The organism is Mycobacterium sp. 852014-52450_SCH5900713 (assembly GCF_001667075.1).
Classification (GTDB): domain Bacteria; phylum Actinomycetota; class Actinomycetes; order Mycobacteriales; family Mycobacteriaceae; genus Mycobacterium.
In genome coordinates this window covers 67,296-86,105 of the sequence record NZ_LZIL01000035.1, presented here as the reverse complement: position 1 = coordinate 86,105, position 18,810 = coordinate 67,296, and the positions used below count along the sequence as shown (strand labels likewise).

The window sequence follows — 18,810 nt, the reverse complement described above, 5'->3', positions numbered from 1 at the left end:
GTTCACACTCCTGCCGAAGCAGATTCGCGCTGGAACGCGTCGACCCAGTCGGTGACGACCTTGTGCAGGTGGCGTACCAGGATTTCCTGGTCGTTGAGTGGAAACTCATCGACGATTCCGTATTCCAGTGCGGCCTGCGTGCCACCGAGCATCCCCGCGTCCTGCAACGCGAACTCCTTGAGCACCACCGACGCCACTTCGTGTTCGATGCGTTCGCGCACACTGCTGGCGGGGTGGAAGTACGTATACGCCTCGAAGCGGTGCGTGTTGTGCGAGGTGGGCCAGTACCGGTACAGCAGATACCAGCCGCCGTAGATCAAGATCTCGATGTTGGGGAAGATCTGGAAATTGCTGATGCCCCAGGGCTCGATGCCGCCCGGGTTGAGGCCAGGGGGCAGCGGGCCGAGATCCGGTGTGCGCCAGGGGCCGACCAGTCCGCTCTGGGTAACCCGCTCGATCGGGTACATGTACTCCGGGGGCAGCAGCCAGCGCCGACGCCCGGCGGTCGACACCAACCGGTGCGGACCGTCGAGCTGGAAATGCCCACAGGTGAACCCGGCATTGGGGTCCCGCACGTCAGGGGGCACTTGTTGCGGATGCAGCGAAGGTACGTGGTAATACTCCTGGAAAGCGTCGGCGAAGATCTTCCAGTTGCTGTTGTTGTGTGCCACCCACTCGTAGCGTTCGGTCAATTTGTCGAAGGGGTACCCGTCGAGGCCCGTGACCATGGGCCCGAGGAATTCTCGCAGGGTCTGCCGCGGTTCGGGATCGAAGTTGATGAAAACGAACCCGTTCCAGACGTCACAGGGCACGGGCCGCAGCCCGTACTCCGACAGGTCGAGGTCGAAGAATTCGCCTTCCTGCTGCACGAATTTCAGGGCGCCCTCGAGGTCGTAGCGCCATCCGTGGTATTTGCAGGTGAATTGGCGGCAGGTGCCTCGTGTTTCCTGATTGGGAAAGTCGTTCCACACCAGCTTGTTTCCCCGGTGACGGCAGACGTTGTAGAAGGCGCGGATGCGCTCGTCTCGCCCCTTCACCACGATGACCGACGTGCCGACCACCTCGAGCTCTTTGGTGAGGTAGCTGCCCGCGCGGGGCAGCTCCTCGGCCCGCGCGACGTTCAGCCAGGCACGTTTGAAGATCGCCTCGCGTTCGAGTTCGTAGAACTCCGGCGACGTGGAGTCGCCGAACGACACCGGACCGGTACTCAGGTCGGGATAGTGTTCGGTCCAGGAGCCCTCAGCGGGCCGTCCTGATCGCGTCATCTGCACCTCCTGATCGCCGTCACATCACCGCTCCACCGTTGACGCCCAACACCTGCCCGGTGATGAATCGGGCCTCCTCCGAACACAGGAACCCCACCGCCGCGGCAACATCCGCCCCCGTGCCCAGGTATCCCAGCGGGATGTTGGCGGCGATCTGCTCGTTGGAGGGCAGATAGCCGGCGGCCTGACCCTGATGCTGCATCGGTGTTTCGATGCCCGACGGCGGGACGTTGTTGACTGTGATCCCGTACGACGCGTACTCGCGTGCAAGCGACTTGGTCAAGGTGATCACCCCGCCCTTGGAAGCCGCGTAGTGGGCGGCGAACGGTGAGCCGCGCTGAGCGCTCGACGACGAAATCATCACGATCCTGCCCCAGTTGGCGTCGACCATGTCGGGCAGCGCGATCTGGCAGCAATGAAACGTGCCGGTCAGATTGACGTCGATGATCCGCGCCCATGATTCGGCGGTGATCTCGGCGAAGGCGGAAAAATCGAACTGCCCGGCGCTGGTCACCAACACCGTGACCGCACCGAGCTCGCTGCGGACCTTGGCGAAAGCCTGCTCTAACGCCGACCGGTCGGTGACATCGGCGCTTACGCCGATCGCGGTGACGCCATCGGCGCGTAGGTCTTCGGTAACGCGTTGCGAGGCTTGCTCGTTGACGTCGAGGACCGCGATCTTGTGGCCGCGCCGGCCCAGTTCGTGGCAGGTGGCCTCGCCCATGCCCGAGGCGCCGCCCGTCACCACGGCCACCCGGCTCATCGCATCCGCTCCATTTGGGTTGCTCTCCCGTCCATTCACTCGTAGACGACGTGCACCGTGCGGCTGGTCGGCAGCGCCTGGCAGGTGAGCACCCAGCCTTCGTCAACCTCGTCCTCGTCCAGCGCGTCGTTGTTGAGCATCCGGGCGCTCCCCTGCGTCAGCCTGGCCATACACGTTGCGCAGGAACCGGTTTCGCACGAGGACGGCGCGGCCAGACCCGCCATCCGGGCGGTCTGCAACAAGGTATCGCCCGCACTGTAGGGCACCGTGGTGGCGCGCCGATCCAGCACTATGGTCACTTCCTCGGTCACGACCCCGTCGCTGTTGCGCGGCCCCGCCCCGGCGGCCGCAGTGGGTTCTGACATCCCCCCGACAATATCAACTACTTGTCATTAATATCAAGTACTAGAGACGTCCCGATGACCTTCATGTCAGTCCTGGACGCGGTCGTTGAAAAGCTCATGGCCGGTGCCCTTTTCGACAACGCGGCCCAGCAGTTCACGCAGAGTCTGCTGCTCCTGCTTGCTGAGGACGCCGAACACCTCCTCGTGGGCGGCGATCGCGTCGTTGACGACCGTCGCGGCGACGTCGCGCCCCTCGCCTGTGAGGTAGGCCTGCAGAATGCGGCCGTGCTGGGGATCGCGCTTTCGTTCCACCAGGCCGCGGCGCTCCAGCGCGGTCAGCGCGAGCTGAACCCCCTGCGGGCTGATCAACAGGCGGCGGGCCAGTTCGGCGCCGGAAAGGCCGGGCTCATTGGCGAGTTGGCGCAGCACACCGATCTGGGCGGTGCTGACGCCGTGCACTCGCATGGCGTCGTTGATGGTGGTCAGCGAGTAATAGAAAGCCTGCTTGAGCAACCACAGGATGTTATCGGTGAGTTCCATGGTTGCCTCCCTGTTTGAAAACCTCGCCGCCCTTCATGACAAACGGCACCTCGAGCGTGGCGTCGATGTCCAGCGCGGGATCGCCGGGCACGGCGATGATGTCGGCGAGGTAGCCAGGCGCCAGCCGGCCCAGCTCGTCGTCGGCATCGATGAGCTCTGCGGCCACGAGCGTGGCCGACCGGATCGCCTGCATGGGCGTCATACCGCGCTTCACGAGCGCGCCAAGCTCCTTGGCGTTGTGGCCGTGCGGAATCGCCGGTGCGTCGGTGCCGCACGCGATCCGCACTCCGGCGGCAATCGCTTTCGGCAGCATGGCTTTTGCCCGCGGGAACACCTCTTCGGCTTTCTTGCGCAGCTCCGGGGCGATCCGGTCGACCGCCATCGCCTCGGTCAGATACGTGGTAGAGACCAGGAAGGTACCGTGGTCGACCATCATCTGGATGGTCTCGTCGCTGGCCAGGAATCCGTGTTCGATGCAGTCGATGCCGGCCCGGATGCATGCCTGGATCGCGCTGTCACCGACGGCGTGCGCGGCCACCCGCACGCCCGCCCGGTGGGCTTCGTCGGCGATCGCGGCGAATTCGGCGTCTGAGTACTGCTGGGCTCCCGGGGCCGTGCTGTGGGACATCACCCCGCCGGAGGCCGACACCTTGATCAGCTTCGCCCCGTGGCGAATTTGGTAACGGACACAGGCGATCACGTCCGGGACACCGTTGGCGATGCCCTCGGCCACCGACAGCGGCATGATGCCGGGCGCGAGCCGCTGGAAAACCGTCGGATCCAGGTGCCCGCCGTAAGGGGTGACGGCATGGCCGGCGGGATAGATGCGGGGCCCGGCGTGCCAGCCCTGGTCGATGGCACGCTGCAGCGCCACGTCGAGCAGGTAACCGCCGGTCTTCACCATCAGCCCCAAGTTGCGCACGGTGGTGAAACCCGCCTCCAGGGTGGTGCGCGCGTTGACGGCACCGCGCAAGGTGCGATAGGCCGGGTCGTCCTGGACACCGTGCATCGGCGACGGCAAGCCCTCCGGCCCACCGGGACCGCCGATCAGCAGGTTGAGTTCCATATCCATCAGGCCCGGCAGCAGCGTCACGTCGCCCAGGTCGATGACGGTGGCCCATTCCGGCACGCCGCCTTCGGGATTGATGGCGGCGATGCGCTCACCCTCGACCACCACCACGGCCGGTGAGTGGACCTGGCCGTCGACCACGTCACCCCACCGCGCCGCCCGCAGGACGGTGGTCATGGAACGGGCTCGGACACGCAATCCAGCGTGGACGCTCCGGAGTCGGGCACCCGGGGTTGCTTCCAGCACTCCACCGGAAACGACACCATGATCATCGAATACAGCAGGTGCATGAGATTCAGCACGTCTTCGGGCAGGTCGTCGAGGGAGAACTTGTCGCAGTACGCGAGGGCCTCTTCCGCGCGGGGCGTGATCGCGTCGTAAAAGGCCTTCATCTCCGGCATGGTGCTCGCCAGTCTCTTGGCGTAGCGCTCCGGTTCGGAAGGCAGGCACCAGTCCGCGAATTGCTCCAGGTCGGCGAATTCGCCTGGCAGCATGGGAGACATCGCGGTCACACCCCTGCCGTAGCCGTGCGACGATACCGATCGATCCACGCCGCGGTCTCTTTGTGCAGATGCCGGATCAGGATTTCCTGATCGCAGAGGAGGAACCGGTCGAGGACCCGGGATTCGATCATGCTTTGAGTCGCCTCCAGCGTGTTCGCGTCCTGCAGGCCGTATTCCTTGAACGAGACAGCCGCAAGTTCCTGGGCGACGCGTTCGCGCGGCGTGCGCGGCTGCGGGAAATACAGCGTGCCCTCGAAGAGGTGGGAGTTGTAGGAGGTTGGCCAGTAGTGGTACGTCAGATACCAACCCTGGCCCCAGAACAGGATTACGAAGTTGGGGAAGAGCTGGAAGGAGTCCAGCCCCCACGGATCGCATTTCGCCGGGTTCAGCCCGTCGGGCATCTCCGGAAGATCCGGCTTGTCCCAGGGACCGAATAGGCCGCTCTGGCAGATGTCCTCGATCGGCTTGCGCATCTCCGCCGCCATCTCCCACGCCCGCACGCCCGACGTGCTCACCAGTCGATGCGGGCCTTCCAATCGATAGTGCGGGGCCTCAAAACCGGCCTCGGCGGCCGCCTTTGAGTAAGCGGTTGGCGACTGGTTCGCGTGTAACACGGGGGCGTGATAGAACTCCTGGAACGCGTCCATGTAGAGCTTCCAGTTCGCCTTGACCTCCGAGCGGTAGTGCCAGCGCGAGGTCATCCGGTCGAACGGATACCCCTCCAGCGCGGTGACCATCGGCCCGAGGAACTCCCGCAGCGGCTGTTCGGGCTGCTTGGCGAAGTTGACGAAGATGAAGCCTTCCCAGACCTCGCAATGCACCGGCACCAACCCGTAGCGGCTCTTGTCGAGGTCGAAAAACTCCCCCTCCTGCTGCACGAACGTCAGGTTGCCGTCCAGGTCGTACCGCCAGGCGTGGTATTTGCAGGTGAATTGGCGGCACACACCGCTGGTCTCCTCGAGCGGCATGTCGTTCCACACCAGCTTGTTCCCGCGGTGCCGACACACGTTGTGATACGCCTTGATTTCCCCGGATCTGGTGCGCACCAGGATGATCGAGGTGTTGACTGCCTTGAGCTCCTTGGTGAAGTAACTACCCGTACGCGAAAGCTGTTCAATGCGGCCAACATTGAGCCAGGCGCGCTTGAAGATGGCCTCTCGTTCCAACTCGTGGATTTCCGGGCTGATGGAATCGTCATACGAGACCGGTCCGGTTCCCAGCTCGGGATAATGCTGCGTCCAGCTGCCCTCCGGCGGCTTGGGGAATCGAGCCATGAACGCTCCTATCCGATCCGATGTCACACGGGCCGCCCCACGCCCGGTTCACTCCGAATGGCCGCGCAGCCACCGGTTTCAGTGATTTCGCAGGACCTCGTCAGGGCCGACGGTATATGCTCCACGACATAATCGCAAGTAGTTGATATTGCCGAGGGGAGTCTTTCGATGGAGCAAGACCTTGGGTTGCGGATCGCGCCGGGCCGCTCGGTGCTGTCGCACGGTGAGGTATTCGAGGTCATATCCCCACACACCGAGGACCCCATCGCCCATGTGGCCGCTGCCGGAGCCGCGGACGTCGAAACGGCCGTCAGCGCCGCGCGCGCGGCGCTCGACTCGGGGGCCTGGAGCCGCACCGGCCCTGCCGACCGGATCGCTGTGATCCGGCGACTCGCCGACGTCTACGACCAGCGGCGCGCGGAGATGGCCGCCCTCATCACGGCCGAGATCGGCGCTCCGATCTCCTTCGCTCAGCGCGCCCAAGTCGGCCTGCCCGCGATGATGATGCGCGCATTCTGCGACCTGGCCGAGCGCCACACCTGGAAGGAGTCGCGCCGCGGCTTCTTCGGAGCCGATGTGCACGTTTACAAGGAGCCTGTTGGCGTCGTCGCCGCGATCGTGCCGTGGAACATGCCCCAGTTCCTCATCGCCACCAAACTGGTGCCCGCGCTGCTCGCCGGCTGCGCGGTGGTACTCAAGCCCGCACCCGAATCACCCTTGGACGCATTGCTTTTGGCGCAGATTCTCGATGACATCGACCTGCCGCCCGGCGTGGTCAGTGTCCTGCCCGGCGACAGCGCCGTCGGCGAACTCCTGGTCTCGCACCCCGGGGTGGACAAAGTGTCGTTCACCGGATCGACGGCCGCGGGGCGGGCCGTGGCGGCCGCCTGCGCGGCGAACCTCACGAAGGTCAGTCTGGAACTCGGTGGCAAGTCGGCCGCCATCATTCTCGGTGACGCCGCACCGGAGGCCGTCGCGGCCGGCGTGCGATCGGCCAGCCTGTCGAACAGCGGCCAGATCTGCAACGCCCTGACCCGCGTACTGGTCCCCCAGCACCGCCACGACGAGTACGTCGACGCTCTCGCCGCCGAGATGACCGCCCTGCGAGTCGGCGATCCCAGCGATCCGGGCACCCAGCTGGGTCCGCTGGTCTCCCGTCGGCAACAGCAGCGCGTCCGCGATTACATCCAGATCGGCCAAGACGAAGGCGCGCGGCTCGTCACCGGCGGGACCCACATGCCCGACGGGCTCGACCGCGGCTGGTACGTCGCGCCCACCCTGTTCGCCTCGGCCAACAACATCATGCGCATCGCCCGCGAAGAGATCTTCGGCCCCGTGCTCACGGTCATCCCCTATCGCGACGAGGACGACGCGGTCGCAATCGCCAACGACTCCGACTACGGCCTGGCCGGATCGGTATGGAGCGCTGACACCGAGCGGGCTCTGTCGATCGCGGCGCGGGTGCGCAGCGGCACCCTCGGGATCAACCAGGGCTACACCATGGACCCGTTCGCTCCCTTCGGCGGTGTCAAGGGCAGCGGCTACGGCCGGGAACTGGGACCCGAGGGCATCGACAGCTATCTGGAAACGAAATCCATCGCGGTCTCGTCGTAAACGACACCCACACCGGAAGTTTGGTGTCGGCACGAATCTATACCCTGTATGGGTATTGATCGACACGCGGATATAGTGAAAATCCGATCCTCTTTCCTGAAAATTCGCTGACAACAACCTGATTCGTCATAAAAACGACCGTTCGTACTGCCAGCGCGCGTTCGTGTGGAATATACCCCCGGGGGGTGATAGCATCGCCACTGCTATGCGCCTGCACACCGTCCGGACAAACCAGTGGCTGCGGTACACCACCGCGGTCCTGGCCCTTTTCTGGGCAGTGGGCTTCGCCGCGGGGTGCCATCTGCCCCACGTGGCGACAGCGGCTCCTGGGATGCCGTCCCGCGCGGCGGCCGCCGCCGGCCACGACGTTGCCACGCCGGCTCGCCTCGCACCGGCCGACGGCGGCTCATGCTCGCCGCTGGACCGGGCCTGCAAGCACGTGGCACAGGCATGCTCGACAAGCGATCTAGTGGAACTTGCCGTCGTCATCGCGGTGGTGCTGGCCGGTTCACTGGCTTGGCCAGTGGTTTCGGCACCGCGGGGTCCACCTCAAACCGCCGGGTTCGTCAGTCACCGTTCGGGTCGAAATATCCTGACCCGCTTCTGCATCGCTCGTATCTGATCGGTCAGCGTCAAGCCGTCGTGGGTTCCCCCGTCGGCCGATCGCCGCTGTCCTTATTCGTCGCCGCGCGCAGATCCCGTGGCGTTCAAATCGAGAAACGAGAGATCCATGAGTTTTGTCCTATCGACATGTGCCGATCAGTTTCGCTGCGTCAATACCGAAAACCGGTGGGAGGCGCGGTCATGACGGCGCACATGGACCGGCCGAGCGCGCTGGTGATCGGGGCCGGGGTGAGCGGGTGGACCACGGCGCTGGTGCTGGCCCGCCGGGGCTGGCGTGTCGTCGTTGCCGCCGATCGGTTCGGCATCGATACGGTGTCGACGGTGGCCGGCGCCCTATGGGAATGGCCACCATCGGTGTGCGGCCGCCACCACGACCAATCCGTACTGGGTCGTTCTGCGGAGTGGGCGCGGCACTCCTACATGCGCTTCGCACGGCTCGCCGCCGACCCGCGAACCGGGGTGAGCCTGCGCCCGGCGGTGTTCTACTTCACCCGCCCGATCGATGAGGATCCGGCCGAGCTGGCGAAGATGACCGAGGTCGGACGGTTCGTACCCGGGTTCGTACGCAACCCCGACCTGATCGCCGCCCACGGTGTCAGCCCCGACGCCGGGGTGGTGGACGCCTATTCCTACCTGGCGCCCACCATCGACACCGACTGGTACCTCGCATGGCTGGCCCGCCAAGCCGAGGCAGCCGGTGTGACCGTCAGCCGGCGCAGCATCCACGGGCCGCTCAACGAGCAGCAGGACAAGCTGCTCGCGGAGTACGGGACCGAGCTGATCGTCAACTGCTCGGGACTGGGAGCGCGCGAACTGGCCGGCGACCCGACCATGGTGCCGCACCGGGGCGCGCTGCTGCGAGTGATCAACGACGGCAACCACATGGCGCGCGTGACCGCGGCCCACGCAGTGGCCAACGATGCGAGCACCGACAACCAGGACATGGTCTTCATCGTGCCCCGCGGGGCTAACCGGCTGCTGCTAGGCGGCCTGGTCGAGCCCGGTGAGTACCGCACCGACCTCGGCTTGGACAGTTATCCCCCGCTGCGGGAGATGCTCGACCGCTGCAGGGAGTTCTTGCCGATTCTGCGCGACGTCCGACTGGACGCCGTCGACCCGGTTCGGGTCGGGCTGCGGCCGTTCCGCGAAGGCGGTGTGCGGCTGCAGCTCGAACCTGGCAGCCGGATCGTGCACAACTACGGACACGGCGGTGCGGGCGTCACCCTGTCATGGGGCTGCGCCGACGAGGTCGTCCAACTGGCCGATGCCCTGCTCGCCCAGCAGGGCGTCGCCTGAATCGCCATGACGATGACACAGGACGAAATTTTCATCCTTACAACGAGATTCAGTTTTCCGCCGAAACCGAAAGGACCAAGATCATGATGGCTATGCCCGCACCCGAATGGGTGACGCTCTTGGCGTGGATTGTGACCGGCCTTGGCACGCTCCTGGCCGGAACCATGCTCGCGGATATCTACGTGGGTGGTTATCGGCAGCCACTGCGCGCGATGGAGGCAGTCTGGCCGATCACCGCTATCTACGCCGGTCCGCTGGCGTGGTGGGCCTACTACCGCTGGGGCAGGCCGGCGACCCCACGCTGGCAGCGACAACACAGGCGCACACCCGCGCTGGGCCCGGCGGCGACGGCGGCCGTGCAGACGATTCCGGGCGGTGCCGTCTCGTTCGTTGGCCACATGATCGCCATGCCGTTGGTGATGTGGACCGGGATGACGATTGCCGGTCAGGGAGTGTGGCCAATGATGTTGCTGATTGCGGCTTTTGCGCTCCCGCTGCTGATCGCCTTCGAGTATCACTCGCTGTCGCTGACCGGCCGGATCCACCCCGTGCGCCACCGCCTGTGGGCCGCGTCGCAGATCTCGGTTCTCGCGATCGTCGCATTCGACGTGGGCATGGGAGCCTCCATGCTGCTCGTCGCGTTCGTCTTGGGCTACTCCCCGGCTTCCATGGCGTTCTGGCTCGTCATGTGGGCCGGCATGTGGCTCGGGTTCGCCACCGCCTATCCGATGGTCTGGTGGCTGCTCTCCAAGGAGGCGACCAAGGCGAAGGGCACGTCTGCGATTACCCGCGCCCCGCGGGTGGAGACGGCCCACTAACCGCTCGCGACCTCGAAAGCCGTTGATGCCGTAGTCATTTCCACAACCCGAGGACAGGCACCGGCGCCCAGGCCGTCAACCCGCCCGCGGCGCCGCGGCCTGCTCCATTCCGCGAGCGTGCCTGAGCATTCCTTTGGCCGCTCGCATCGACAGCGCCGGCGAGAGCCGCTCGAGGTACCAAAATGCCTTCCACCAGGTGGGCACCACGATGATCGCATCCCCACGCAAGACGGCTCGAAGCGCGCGCTCGGCAAATTTTTCGGGCGCCATCGGGTGCAACCGTTCCCACATCTTGAGGATTTCCTCGTTGCTGATGCCTGCCAGATCAGTCCGTCCGTACTTGCCGCCGGTAAGGATCGGGGTCCGGATCACACCAGGGCAGAGCACCGAGACCTGAACCCCGTGGCGCTCGGCCTCTAGCCGTAACGATTTCGACAACGCGACGACGGCGTGTTTGGTGGCGGTGTAGCTTGCCTGGCCCGCGGTTGTCATGAGACCGGCCATGGAGGCCGTGTTCACGATATGCCCGGAGTGCTGCCGGATCATGATCGGATACACCGCTTGGATACCGTGCACGACACCGCGCAGGTTCACGTCGAAGACGTCGTTCCAATCGTCGAGCGTGTACTTGTCGACCTCACCGGCGACTCCGATGCCGGCATTGTTGAACAGGTAGTCGATCCGCCCGGACTGCTGCACCGCCTCGGCGACGGCGCGCTCAAACGATGGGTAGTCGCGCACATCGAGTTCGATCGCGTGCGCCTTACCACCGCCGCTGTTGAGGCGTTGTGCGAACTCCCGCGCAGGGCCGATCTGCCGATCGGCGATCCAGACCTCGGCGTGCCCGTCGACCAGCGCGGTGGTCAATGCCGCGCCGATGCCGGACGCGCCGCCGGTGACGAATGCAACCTTCCCGGACATGCTCGCTGCCATTTCAGCAGCCTAATCCCTGAATCGCGGCTGGTAGAGCGGATCGTGACAACGAAGCCGCCGAGGCGACCCACGTCTCTGTGAACCATGTGTCGGCCGGAATCGCCGGTTTCTCGGATACACAACGTGCCCGCGGTAACCTCATTCTCATAGCGCGCAACGCGCCAGGGAAGGGGACGAATCGCTCATGACCGACCTTGGCGACGACGTCGAAGTGACGCGCGGCGACCGCTTCATCAAGACGGCGGTCGAGATATTGGGCGAGACGGGACGCACCGACTTCACCGTGCAGGAGGTCGTCGCCCGCTCCAAAACGTCGCTGCGCGCCTTTTACCAGCATTTCAGCAGCAAAGACGAGCTGCTGCTCGCGCTGTTCGACCGGACCATCGCCCAATCGGTTCTGACGTGGCGCGCCGAGACGGACGGGCTGGACAGCACCGCGGCGCTGAAGCTGGTGATCGATCGCATCAGTCAGCAACCGGAATCGACCACCCAAGACAGCCTCAATCGCGCACTGACCCTCTACAACCAACATCTGGCCGAGACCCGTCCACGCGACTACGCCCGGGTGCTCTCACCCTTGCATCGACTCATTCGCGACCTCGTGGGGCAGGGCATCACCGAGGGCGTCTTCAACCCGGGAGTGGACGTCGGGGCGGCGGCCGCCATCGTCATGCAGACGGTGATGGGGGCACAGCGATTGCATTGGCTGGGAACGGAATTGAACGGAGCTCCGGTCGACGTCGGTCAACTGTATGACTTCTGCAGTCGCGCCCTGGGTATCCGGGACGGCGAAGAAGAATCGAGCACGCCGTCGCTGAGCGAACTTTTCGCGCAGATCGGCATGCGGCCGGGAACCCGCGATGGCGAATTCGCGATGACCATGCCGGTCAGCCCGGCCGTCGTCAACACGTCCGGGGCACTGCAGGGCGGCCTGATCGCGACGCTCGTCGATGTAGCGGGCGGACAATTCGGGCTGGACTACCTGCAGTCGGACACCACGATGACGACGGCGGACCTCTTCATTCGGTACCTGCGCCCGATCCGCCAGGGCTCCGCCTTCGCGGTCCCCCGGATGCTGCGGGCCGGGCGACGGGCGATGGTGATGCAGGTGGACATCTACGGCGAGGCCGGCGACGAGCTCGCCGCGACCGCGACGGTGAATTTCGCCGTCATCAACGGGACGACGCCGGAGCTTCCCAACTGGCCAGACGCTTAGCCGGGGCTACGAGCGTCACGCCAGCGTGGCAGTTGCCATCGAACGTCACGCCAGCGTGACGGCCAGCGCGACGACCGGGCCCCGGTGGCGCTACACGCGGCGGGACCAAAGTGGTAACGTCATTACCACCTACCGAGAACCCGAGTACTTCCGCAAGGAGATCGCCATGCCGTCTCGCGAACTTTCCTTCCCCGTTTTCGACGCGGACAACCACATGTACGAGCCGCAGGAGGCACTGACCAAGTTCCTCCCGGAGAAGCGCAAGAACGTCATCGACTACGTGCAGGTGCGCGGCCGCACCAAGATCGTGGTACGCGGCCACATCAGCGAGTACATCCCGAACCCGACCTTCGAGAAGGTCGCCAAGCCGGGCGCCCAGGAGGACTACTTCCGCAACGGCGCGCAGGGCAAGAGCTACCGGGAGATCCTGGGTGAGCCGATGAAGGCCATCCCCGCCTTCCGCGAGCCGGGCGCGCGGCTGGAGGTCATGGACGAGCTGGGCATCGACTACGCCCTGATGTTCCCGACCCTGGCCAGCCTGGTCGAGGAGCGCATGAAGGACGACCCGGAGATGACCCACGACGTCATCCACGCGCTGAACCAGTGGATGCACGAGCAATGGTCGTTCAACTACAAGGACCGCATCTTCGCCACCCCGGTGATCACGCTGCCGATCGTCGACCGCGCGCTAGAAGAGCTTCAGTGGTGCCTGGAGCGCGGCGCGCGCACCGTGCTGGTCCGCCCAGCGCCGGTGCCCGGCTACAAGGGCAGCCGGTCGTTCGGCCTCGAGGAGTTCGACCCGTTCTGGCAGGCCTGCATCAAGGCCGAGATTCCGGTCTCGATGCACGCTTCGGACAGTGGCTACTCGGAGTTCGCGAACGTGTGGGAGCCGGGCGACGAGTTCCTGCCTTTCAAGCCGACCGCGTTCCGGAGCTTCGCGATGGGCCACCGGCCGATCCTGGACGCGATGGGTGCGCTGGTCTGCCACGGCGCGCTCTCCCGCAATCCCGAGCTGCGGATCTTGTCGATCGAAAACGGCGCCGACTGGGTGCCGGACCTTTTCAAGGGCCTCAAGGGCGTCTACAAGAAGATGCCGCAGTCGTTCAGCGAGGATCCCATCGAGGCGTTCAAGCGCTGCGTCTACATCACCCCGTTCTGGGAGGACCGGTTCACCGAGATCGTCAAGATGGTGGGTACCGACCGGGTGCTGTTCGGCTCGGACTGGCCGCATCCCGAAGGCCTGAAGGACCCCATCTCCTTCGTCGACGAGCTCACCGACTTCGACGAGGCCGACGTCGCAAAGATCATGGGCGGCAACCTGATGAAGCTGATGAAGGTGTCGGCGCCGGCGAAGAAACCCGTCTCGGCCTAGGGCGCTGGCCGGAACGGACTCCGATGCCCGGTGCCGTCGCGCGCCCGACCTGCTAAGCGCACACGAAAGAACTACATCGCCTCCTTGATCCCTCGTCGGATCAGCCAGACATTCGCCGGCCAGGCCGTTGCGAACCCGATGATCATCCCGATCTGCATCAGGAACCAGTACGCGGCCGAATCGGGATGCAGGGGCGACGGAAAGAGAGCGAACGACATCACGGCCATCCAGCCGAACAGGCCAACTTCAAATGCGGTGAGCGACAAGACGTCAGCCTTTGCCGCCGCGAGCATGCCTTTCCGGAAGCTCAGCCCGCGCATCGGGGCGATCGCGAAATACTGGAACAGGACACCCAACGCCAGGGCGGCGGCATAGTCGCCGATGTATTCGGGCAACAAGGCGCGCCCAAGCAGCTCCAAGCCGAGTGCGAAGACAGCGAATTCGGCGATGATGTCGCCGAGCGTGCATCCCGCGCCACAGTGACTTACCCCGATGGCGGTGGTAGCCCAATCCGGCTTATCGGGCGGTCGGTCGAGGTCGTGCTCGCGTAACCAGCGACGGCTGTTCGGACGGCCGTAGCGCCAATACATCCACAGCGCTACCGGCCCGAAATAGAGCGCGGTAACCGGCCAGACGGCCTCCATGATGCCCATCCGCTGTCGGTATCCGCGGGCGTAGATGTCGCCGAGAATTACGGCCGCCACTGTGAAGCCCAAAGCCAACGAGACCCATGAGACGGCGGTCAACCAGGTAGGTGGAACCATTATGAATCACCTCGCAGCGGGGTTGTCGTTTGCGTCCTGTCGGGACCGCCGAAGACCGAGACCACCCCTTTGGTCTCGAATAGCGCCAAGTGGACATCGGCAGCGGTTCGGTGACCGTGCTGGCGCAGGATCACATCCATGTCCTCGTGAGTCAGTCTGCAACGCAGCAGGTTCCGCTCGTCGAGTTGGCCATCACGGATGAGCACCCGTACCGGCGGATCGACGAGTCTGCGCACCCATGGAATGAACCGCAGGCGCGCGACAATGTCGTGCGCGGCGATCAGGGTGAGCAGCGCGGCCGCTCCGGTCAGCCACGAGGTGCCGGCGGCCGTCGCTGTGCGACCGACGATGGCACCCACCGCGACGGCGGTGACCCAGTCGAATGGCGTGAACTCAGCGATCGTGCGCCGCAGCGTCAGCCGGAAAGCCGCGGCGGCGGTGAGGAACAGTGCTAACGCCTTGACGGCCGCGTACAGCGCCGGCCGCCACCCGTTGTACAGCTCGAGTAATAGGTCGTGCATCACGATCACCCGTTTCACTCTCGATCGGTGCGCACATAACAGAACCACGTCAGGATCGCGAACCCGATGTAGCACCCGAGGAAGATCCATAAGGCCGGCGTCTCGGTGCGAGCGGTCAGGTAGGACTGCCGCAACACAATGTCGATGGCGAATCCACCGAACGCGCCGATCGAGTCGGCGAACCCAACCATCGCTCCCCCAACGTTTTTCGACCACTGCTTGCGGTCGTCGTCACTGAGATCGAGCGACCTACTGCGGGCCTCGAATACCGAGGGGATCATCTTGTATATTGATCCGTTGCCGGCCCCGGCTAGAAGGAACAGGCAGACGAAGCCGACGCCGTAACAGACTATCGACGTGGCGGTGAGGCGGCCGCCGTTGTTGTCCTCGAGCGTGCTGGCGAAGACGAGTAATCCGGCGGCGAGACTCATACCGCCGAAGACGGTCAACGTCACCCGGCCACCGCCTAAACGGTCGGCGAGCTTGCCCCCGTAGACCCGCGCCACTGACCCCAACAGCGGTCCCACAAAAGCGATTTGGGCCGCATGTAACGAAGCGTGGGCGGAGCTTTGCCCCGCTTCGGTGAATTTCATGTGCAGCACTTGGCTCAGCGCGAAGGAGAATCCGATGAATGAACCGAAGGTGCCAACGTAGAGCAGCGAGAGGAGCCACGAGTCGCGCTGCTTGATCATCTTTTTCATGGCAACGAAATTGACCCGGTACTCCTTGATGTTGTCCATGAACATGAAGGCGCCGATGCTGGTCGCGGTCAGCAGCACCATGTAGAGCCCCGACACCCAGTACGGCTGCCGGTGGCCGGCCACCGCGATCACCAGCAGGCCTACCAGCTGGATCGCCGGCACACCGATGTTGCCGCCGCCCGCGTTGAGCCCCAGCGCCCACCCCTTGAGCCGCTGCGGATAGAAGGCGTTGACATTGGTCATGGACGCGGAAAAGTTGCCGCCGCCGAGCCCGGTCAGCGCCGCACACACCAGATATGGCCACAGCGGCAGGCCTGGATTGGCCAGCAGGACGATCGTGCCCGCGGTGGGTATCAACAGCACCAGAGTGGAAACCACCGTGAAGTTGCGCCCACCGAAGATGCCGATCGCGGCCGTGTAGGGAATGCGCATCAGCGCACCCATTAGCGTATTGACGGCGACCAGGAGGAACTTGTCGCTTGCCGAAAACCCGTAGACCGATTCGGGCATGAAGAGCACCAGTACCGACCACAATGACCAGACGCCGAAGGCCACGTGGTCGGTCGCGATCGACCATGCCATGTTTCGGTGCGCGACGGCTTTGTTGCCGTCCTCCCAGGCCTTGGTGTCTTCCGGGTTCCAGTGCAGGATGTCGTGTGAGCGGGCCATGTTGACCGCGTGCCCGACCGCGCCTCTGGCAAACCCCACACACCGAATGATTGGCTGTGACTTACCTATTAAGTCGTTGTGAGGTGACCAAGCTATCCCATCCTCATCGGGCCCGGCCTTTGCAGCGGGCTGCTGGCGTGCCGAAGAGTCGGTACCCTTCGCCGGTGTCGATCTGCGGGTCCACCCCCTCCTGGAAGAGGATGATGATGTCCGAGCCGCCGAATTGGAAGTAGCCGAACTCGTCGCCCTTTGCCATTTGTGTGTTTTCGACTGCGGTCAGCGTCACCGACGATACGTGCGCCATACCAACCGGAATCACCGCGACGACACCGATGTCGCCGCAGTCGGAAGCCGACGTGTCGATGGTGACCACGCCGCGGTTCTGAAAGAACTCGTAACCGGTGGTTGCGCTATCGCTGGACTTGAACTCGTGGCCGTCGAGAGACACCTGCATGAATACCTGTCCGCTGATGAGGAAGGTCTCTTTCACCAGGCCAGAGACGGGCAGGTGGTAACGGTGATACGAGTTGGGCTTCAGCATGTAGTGCACAAACGTCCCTCCGCCGAAGCTCTCGCTGTATGCGCTACCCTCAATGAGCTGCTTAATATTCCCAAAAGTGTTGACGCCTTTGAGGGTTACCGGCGGGATGTTGGAGTCGGTGTCGATGTCGTAGGCGTGCTGGAAGACGCAGTCGGCGGGAGAGGTCACCACCAAATTGCTGCCGGGTTCGGCGATCGGGCGCAGTCCCCCGTTCAATTCACGACCGAAGAACTGGTTGAACGTCAACCAACCGCTGGGCATGTTGGGCTTTCCGTCGACCAGCGACTCATGCACCCGATACTCGGGCGCGAAATCGATGAAGGACTGCAGGATCTCCGGGCTGAACGAATCAGCGGTGTCCAAGAAGCTGCCCCACTGCCGCGAGAACTCGGTCATCCAGTCGCGAAAGACCTTGGAGCCCTGCGGCGCGGCCCCGTCCACCCCCTGGTCAACGAGGAAGAAGAAGTGTGCTGTCCGGTCGCTGACCTCTTGGGCCTGTCGTTCAGCGGGGTCGGCCCCTTGCCATGCCTCCGCATCGGACTGGCGGGGCACCCATCTGACGAAGCTCTTCAGATACTCCTCGTACTCATCCAGGTTGGCCGGCCACTCCAGCGCGGCGAACAACTCCGGCCGCAACTCGGCCTCGGCCGATTCGCGAGCCTGCTTCAACGACCGCTCGAGGAGGTCCGCCAGTCCCTGTTCCTTCTCGATGACATCGCGCAGCTTTCGGATGATCGCATCAGGATCGCTCATCTCACTTCTCCCACGGTCATTCCCGACATGTTTCGTTCGTGAGGCGTACCCCCTCAAAGCCGAGATAACATAGGCCGCCGTGCGGCGGTCAGGCCAAGGGGACCGGCGAGCGAGTCCTTTTCCGGATTGCATTCGACCGTGATGGGTAGTCGGCGGTTGTGGTCGGGCTCATAGCTGAGCGATGATTCAAACGTAAAGAAGGCCCTGGCATGGCGATTCGACTGAGTAGCATCAACGTCTCCCCTGACGCGTTCGCAGCGGTGATGGCGACCGGAATCCTCTCCACCGCCGCCAAGGATCATCAGTACACGTCAACCAGCAACGCGCTCAGTGTGATCGCGCTGCTGGCTTGGGCGGTCTTGGTAGCACTTGCGGTGGTGCTCGCCACGGCCAAACGCCGGCTACTTCCCTGGGGCTTGGCGGAGCTCGAGAATTCGCTGCCCCTGTTCACTTTCGTTGCCGCATGCGCCGTGCTGTGCAACCGGCTTTCGTCCGCCCACCCGCTGATACTTCCGGTACTTGGCGCCATTGCCGGTTCGGCTTGGCTGGGCCTGGCTCTATCCAGCCTGCGCAACCTGGCAACGCAGCGCTTGACTGCGTCGCGCGACCAGGTCCACGGCGCATGGTTATTGTTCAGCGTAGCCACGTCCGGCCTGGCAATCGTGGCCGCCAAGCTCGCAAGCAGTACCGGGCACGGTCAATGGTTGATAGCCGCGGTGGTTACGTGGGTTTTGGCACTGGCCATCTACATCGCGATGACCGCATTGATTGTGTGGCGCGCCGTCGACGAGCGGCTGGACCGTGAAGGATTCCAGCCTGACACTTGGATTTTGATGGGCGCGCTTGCCATCGCCGTGGTGGCTGGCCACGAAATTCACGTCCAAGCTCCAAACTGGCTGGCGGCGGGTGTGTTTGCGATCATGCTGACGGCGTGGGCAGCGGCAACGTTGTGGATACCGCCGTTGATCTATTTCGGTTTGCACCGCGTCGAGCAGCGGCCCAAGCTTTTGCGATTCACCGGCTCGTGGTGGACGCTCGTGTTCCCGCTGGGGATGTATTCGGTGGCCATCAACATGATCGCCAGCGAGGCTAATATGCGATCGCTGCACACCGTTGCACTAGTGTTCTTCTGGGACGCGCTGTTGGCCTGGTCGATAGTGGCGATCGCCGGTTTATTGCGCATCCCGCGAGCCCTCGCCGGTGCGCGCCAATAACGGCGCGCCGCCCCCG

17 protein-coding genes and 1 pseudogene are annotated in these 18,810 nt (G+C 64.4%); 6 read left to right on the top strand and 12 right to left on the bottom strand.

Annotated elements, in window-relative coordinates:
- Positions 1 to 2: 2 nt before the first annotated feature.
- The 7 genes and pseudogenes from A5773_RS09900 to A5773_RS09870 all read right to left on the bottom strand — a co-directional run bounded on the left by A5773_RS09900 (position 3) and on the right by A5773_RS09870 (position 5,758).
- Positions 3 to 1,265 (bottom strand): aromatic ring-hydroxylating dioxygenase subunit alpha, encoded by a 1,263-nt coding sequence (locus A5773_RS09900; RefSeq protein WP_067790839.1) that lies wholly within the window; start codon positions 1,263 to 1,265, stop codon positions 3 to 5.
- A gap of 19 nt (positions 1,266 to 1,284) precedes the next feature.
- Positions 1,285 to 2,028 (bottom strand): SDR family NAD(P)-dependent oxidoreductase, encoded by a 744-nt coding sequence (locus A5773_RS09895; protein ID WP_067790741.1) that lies wholly within the window; start codon positions 2,026 to 2,028, stop codon positions 1,285 to 1,287.
- A gap of 35 nt (positions 2,029 to 2,063) precedes the next feature.
- A pseudogene (locus A5773_RS09890) lies at positions 2,064 to 2,336 on the bottom strand (2Fe-2S iron-sulfur cluster-binding protein); the annotation flags it as partial.
- Between the two features lie 123 nt (positions 2,337 to 2,459).
- Positions 2,460 to 2,912, bottom strand: coding sequence for a MarR family winged helix-turn-helix transcriptional regulator (locus A5773_RS09885; RefSeq protein WP_066958660.1), 453 nt, complete (start codon positions 2,910 to 2,912; stop codon positions 2,460 to 2,462).
- Positions 2,896 to 4,158 carry an amidohydrolase family protein gene (locus tag A5773_RS09880; RefSeq protein WP_067790736.1) on the bottom strand — a complete coding sequence of 421 codons (1,263 nt, stop codon included), beginning with the start codon at positions 4,156 to 4,158 and terminating at the stop codon, positions 2,896 to 2,898. Before A5773_RS09880 ends, A5773_RS09885 begins: the two co-directional genes overlap by 17 nt.
- Positions 4,155 to 4,493 carry a hypothetical protein gene (locus A5773_RS09875; protein WP_197507867.1) on the bottom strand — a complete coding sequence of 113 codons (339 nt, stop codon included), beginning with the start codon at positions 4,491 to 4,493 and terminating at the stop codon, positions 4,155 to 4,157. The genes A5773_RS09880 and A5773_RS09875 overlap by 4 nt, the downstream gene beginning before the upstream one ends.
- Positions 4,490 to 5,758, bottom strand: a complete 1,269-nt coding sequence (locus tag A5773_RS09870; RefSeq protein ID WP_067790734.1) for an aromatic ring-hydroxylating dioxygenase subunit alpha — start codon at positions 5,756 to 5,758, stop codon at positions 4,490 to 4,492. Before A5773_RS09870 ends, A5773_RS09875 begins: the two co-directional genes overlap by 4 nt.
- Before the next feature lie 168 nt (positions 5,759 to 5,926).
- Between A5773_RS09870 and A5773_RS09865 the strand changes: the two genes are divergently transcribed.
- The 3 genes from A5773_RS09865 to A5773_RS09850 all read left to right on the top strand — a co-directional run bounded on the left by A5773_RS09865 (position 5,927) and on the right by A5773_RS09850 (position 10,110).
- Positions 5,927 to 7,372, top strand: a complete 1,446-nt coding sequence (locus A5773_RS09865; RefSeq protein ID WP_082948166.1) for an aldehyde dehydrogenase — start codon at positions 5,927 to 5,929, stop codon at positions 7,370 to 7,372.
- An 804-nt stretch (positions 7,373 to 8,176) separates the two neighbouring features.
- The gene (locus tag A5773_RS09855; RefSeq protein ID WP_067790730.1) at positions 8,177 to 9,292 is read left to right on the top strand and encodes an FAD-dependent oxidoreductase; all 1,116 of its coding nucleotides are present in this window, start codon (positions 8,177 to 8,179) and stop codon (positions 9,290 to 9,292) included.
- A gap of 92 nt (positions 9,293 to 9,384) precedes the next feature.
- A complete protein-coding gene (locus tag A5773_RS09850) occupies positions 9,385 to 10,110 on the top strand; it encodes a DUF4396 domain-containing protein (protein ID WP_232001825.1) in 726 nt (241 codons plus the stop codon).
- A 75-nt stretch (positions 10,111 to 10,185) separates the two neighbouring features.
- Here A5773_RS09850 and A5773_RS09845 read toward each other — a convergent pair whose 3' ends face one another.
- On the bottom strand, positions 10,186 to 11,043 hold the full coding sequence (locus tag A5773_RS09845) for an SDR family oxidoreductase (protein ID WP_067790726.1): 858 nt from the start codon (positions 11,041 to 11,043) through the stop codon (positions 10,186 to 10,188).
- A gap of 184 nt (positions 11,044 to 11,227) precedes the next feature.
- Between A5773_RS09845 and A5773_RS09840 the strand changes: the two genes are divergently transcribed.
- Together A5773_RS09840 and A5773_RS09835 are read left to right on the top strand one after the other, a co-directional pair.
- A complete protein-coding gene (locus A5773_RS09840) occupies positions 11,228 to 12,259 on the top strand; it encodes a hotdog fold thioesterase (protein ID WP_067790724.1) in 1,032 nt (343 codons plus the stop codon).
- Between the two features lie 166 nt (positions 12,260 to 12,425).
- Entirely contained in the window at positions 12,426 to 13,631 is a 1,206-nt protein-coding gene (locus A5773_RS09835) for an amidohydrolase family protein (RefSeq protein WP_067790833.1), read from the top strand.
- 71 nt (positions 13,632 to 13,702) lie between these two features.
- On the opposite strand, the gene A5773_RS09830 is transcribed toward A5773_RS09835, so the two are convergent.
- The 4 genes from A5773_RS09830 to A5773_RS09815 all read right to left on the bottom strand — a co-directional run bounded on the left by A5773_RS09830 (position 13,703) and on the right by A5773_RS09815 (position 17,580).
- Complete coding sequence (locus A5773_RS09830; RefSeq protein ID WP_231989103.1) at positions 13,703 to 14,284, bottom strand: DUF4396 domain-containing protein; 582 nt, start codon at positions 14,282 to 14,284, stop codon at positions 13,703 to 13,705.
- 110 nt (positions 14,285 to 14,394) lie between these two features.
- Positions 14,395 to 14,934, bottom strand: coding sequence for a DUF421 domain-containing protein (locus tag A5773_RS09825; RefSeq protein WP_231989102.1), 540 nt, complete (start codon positions 14,932 to 14,934; stop codon positions 14,395 to 14,397).
- Positions 14,931 to 16,286: a NarK/NasA family nitrate transporter gene (locus A5773_RS09820; RefSeq protein WP_066957284.1), complete on the bottom strand. Its 1,356-nt coding sequence runs from the start codon at positions 16,284 to 16,286 to the stop codon at positions 14,931 to 14,933. Before A5773_RS09820 ends, A5773_RS09825 begins: the two co-directional genes overlap by 4 nt.
- Before the next feature lie 103 nt (positions 16,287 to 16,389).
- On the bottom strand, positions 16,390 to 17,580 hold the full coding sequence (locus tag A5773_RS09815) for a phosphatidylserine decarboxylase (RefSeq protein WP_066957155.1): 1,191 nt from the start codon (positions 17,578 to 17,580) through the stop codon (positions 16,390 to 16,392).
- A gap of 209 nt (positions 17,581 to 17,789) precedes the next feature.
- On the opposite strand from A5773_RS09815, the gene A5773_RS09810 reads away from it, so the two are divergent.
- A complete protein-coding gene (locus A5773_RS09810; protein WP_066957158.1) occupies positions 17,790 to 18,794 on the top strand; it encodes a tellurite resistance/C4-dicarboxylate transporter family protein in 1,005 nt (334 codons plus the stop codon).
- The last annotated feature ends 16 nt before the right edge of the window (positions 18,795 to 18,810 follow it).

Excerpts from the sequence above, each read along its gene's own strand:
- A5773_RS09900 (WP_067790839.1), bottom strand. The coding sequence starts at position 1,265 with ATGACGCGATCAGGACGGCCCGCTGAGGGCTCCTGGACCGAACACTAT.
- A5773_RS09895 (WP_067790741.1), bottom strand. The coding sequence starts at position 2,028 with ATGAGCCGGGTGGCCGTGGTGACGGGCGGCGCCTCGGGCATGGGCGAG.
- A5773_RS09885 (WP_066958660.1), bottom strand. The coding sequence starts at position 2,912 with ATGGAACTCACCGATAACATCCTGTGGTTGCTCAAGCAGGCTTTCTAT.
- A5773_RS09880 (WP_067790736.1), bottom strand. The coding sequence starts at position 4,158 with ATGACCACCGTCCTGCGGGCGGCGCGGTGGGGTGACGTGGTCGACGGC.
- A5773_RS09870 (WP_067790734.1), bottom strand. The coding sequence starts at position 5,758 with ATGGCTCGATTCCCCAAGCCGCCGGAGGGCAGCTGGACGCAGCATTAT.
- A5773_RS09865 (WP_082948166.1), top strand. The coding sequence starts at position 5,927 with ATGGAGCAAGACCTTGGGTTGCGGATCGCGCCGGGCCGCTCGGTGCTG.
- A5773_RS09855 (WP_067790730.1), top strand. The coding sequence starts at position 8,177 with ATGACGGCGCACATGGACCGGCCGAGCGCGCTGGTGATCGGGGCCGGG.
- A5773_RS09850 (WP_232001825.1), top strand. The coding sequence starts at position 9,385 with ATGCCCGCACCCGAATGGGTGACGCTCTTGGCGTGGATTGTGACCGGC.
- A5773_RS09845 (WP_067790726.1), bottom strand. The coding sequence starts at position 11,043 with ATGGCAGCGAGCATGTCCGGGAAGGTTGCATTCGTCACCGGCGGCGCG.
- A5773_RS09840 (WP_067790724.1), top strand. The coding sequence starts at position 11,228 with ATGACCGACCTTGGCGACGACGTCGAAGTGACGCGCGGCGACCGCTTC.
- A5773_RS09835 (WP_067790833.1), top strand. The coding sequence starts at position 12,426 with ATGCCGTCTCGCGAACTTTCCTTCCCCGTTTTCGACGCGGACAACCAC.
- A5773_RS09830 (WP_231989103.1), bottom strand. The coding sequence starts at position 14,284 with ATGGGCATCATGGAGGCCGTCTGGCCGGTTACCGCGCTCTATTTCGGG.
- A5773_RS09820 (WP_066957284.1), bottom strand. The coding sequence starts at position 16,286 with ATGGCCCGCTCACACGACATCCTGCACTGGAACCCGGAAGACACCAAG.
- A5773_RS09815 (WP_066957155.1), bottom strand. The coding sequence starts at position 17,580 with ATGAGCGATCCTGATGCGATCATCCGAAAGCTGCGCGATGTCATCGAG.
- A5773_RS09810 (WP_066957158.1), top strand. The coding sequence starts at position 17,790 with ATGGCGATTCGACTGAGTAGCATCAACGTCTCCCCTGACGCGTTCGCA.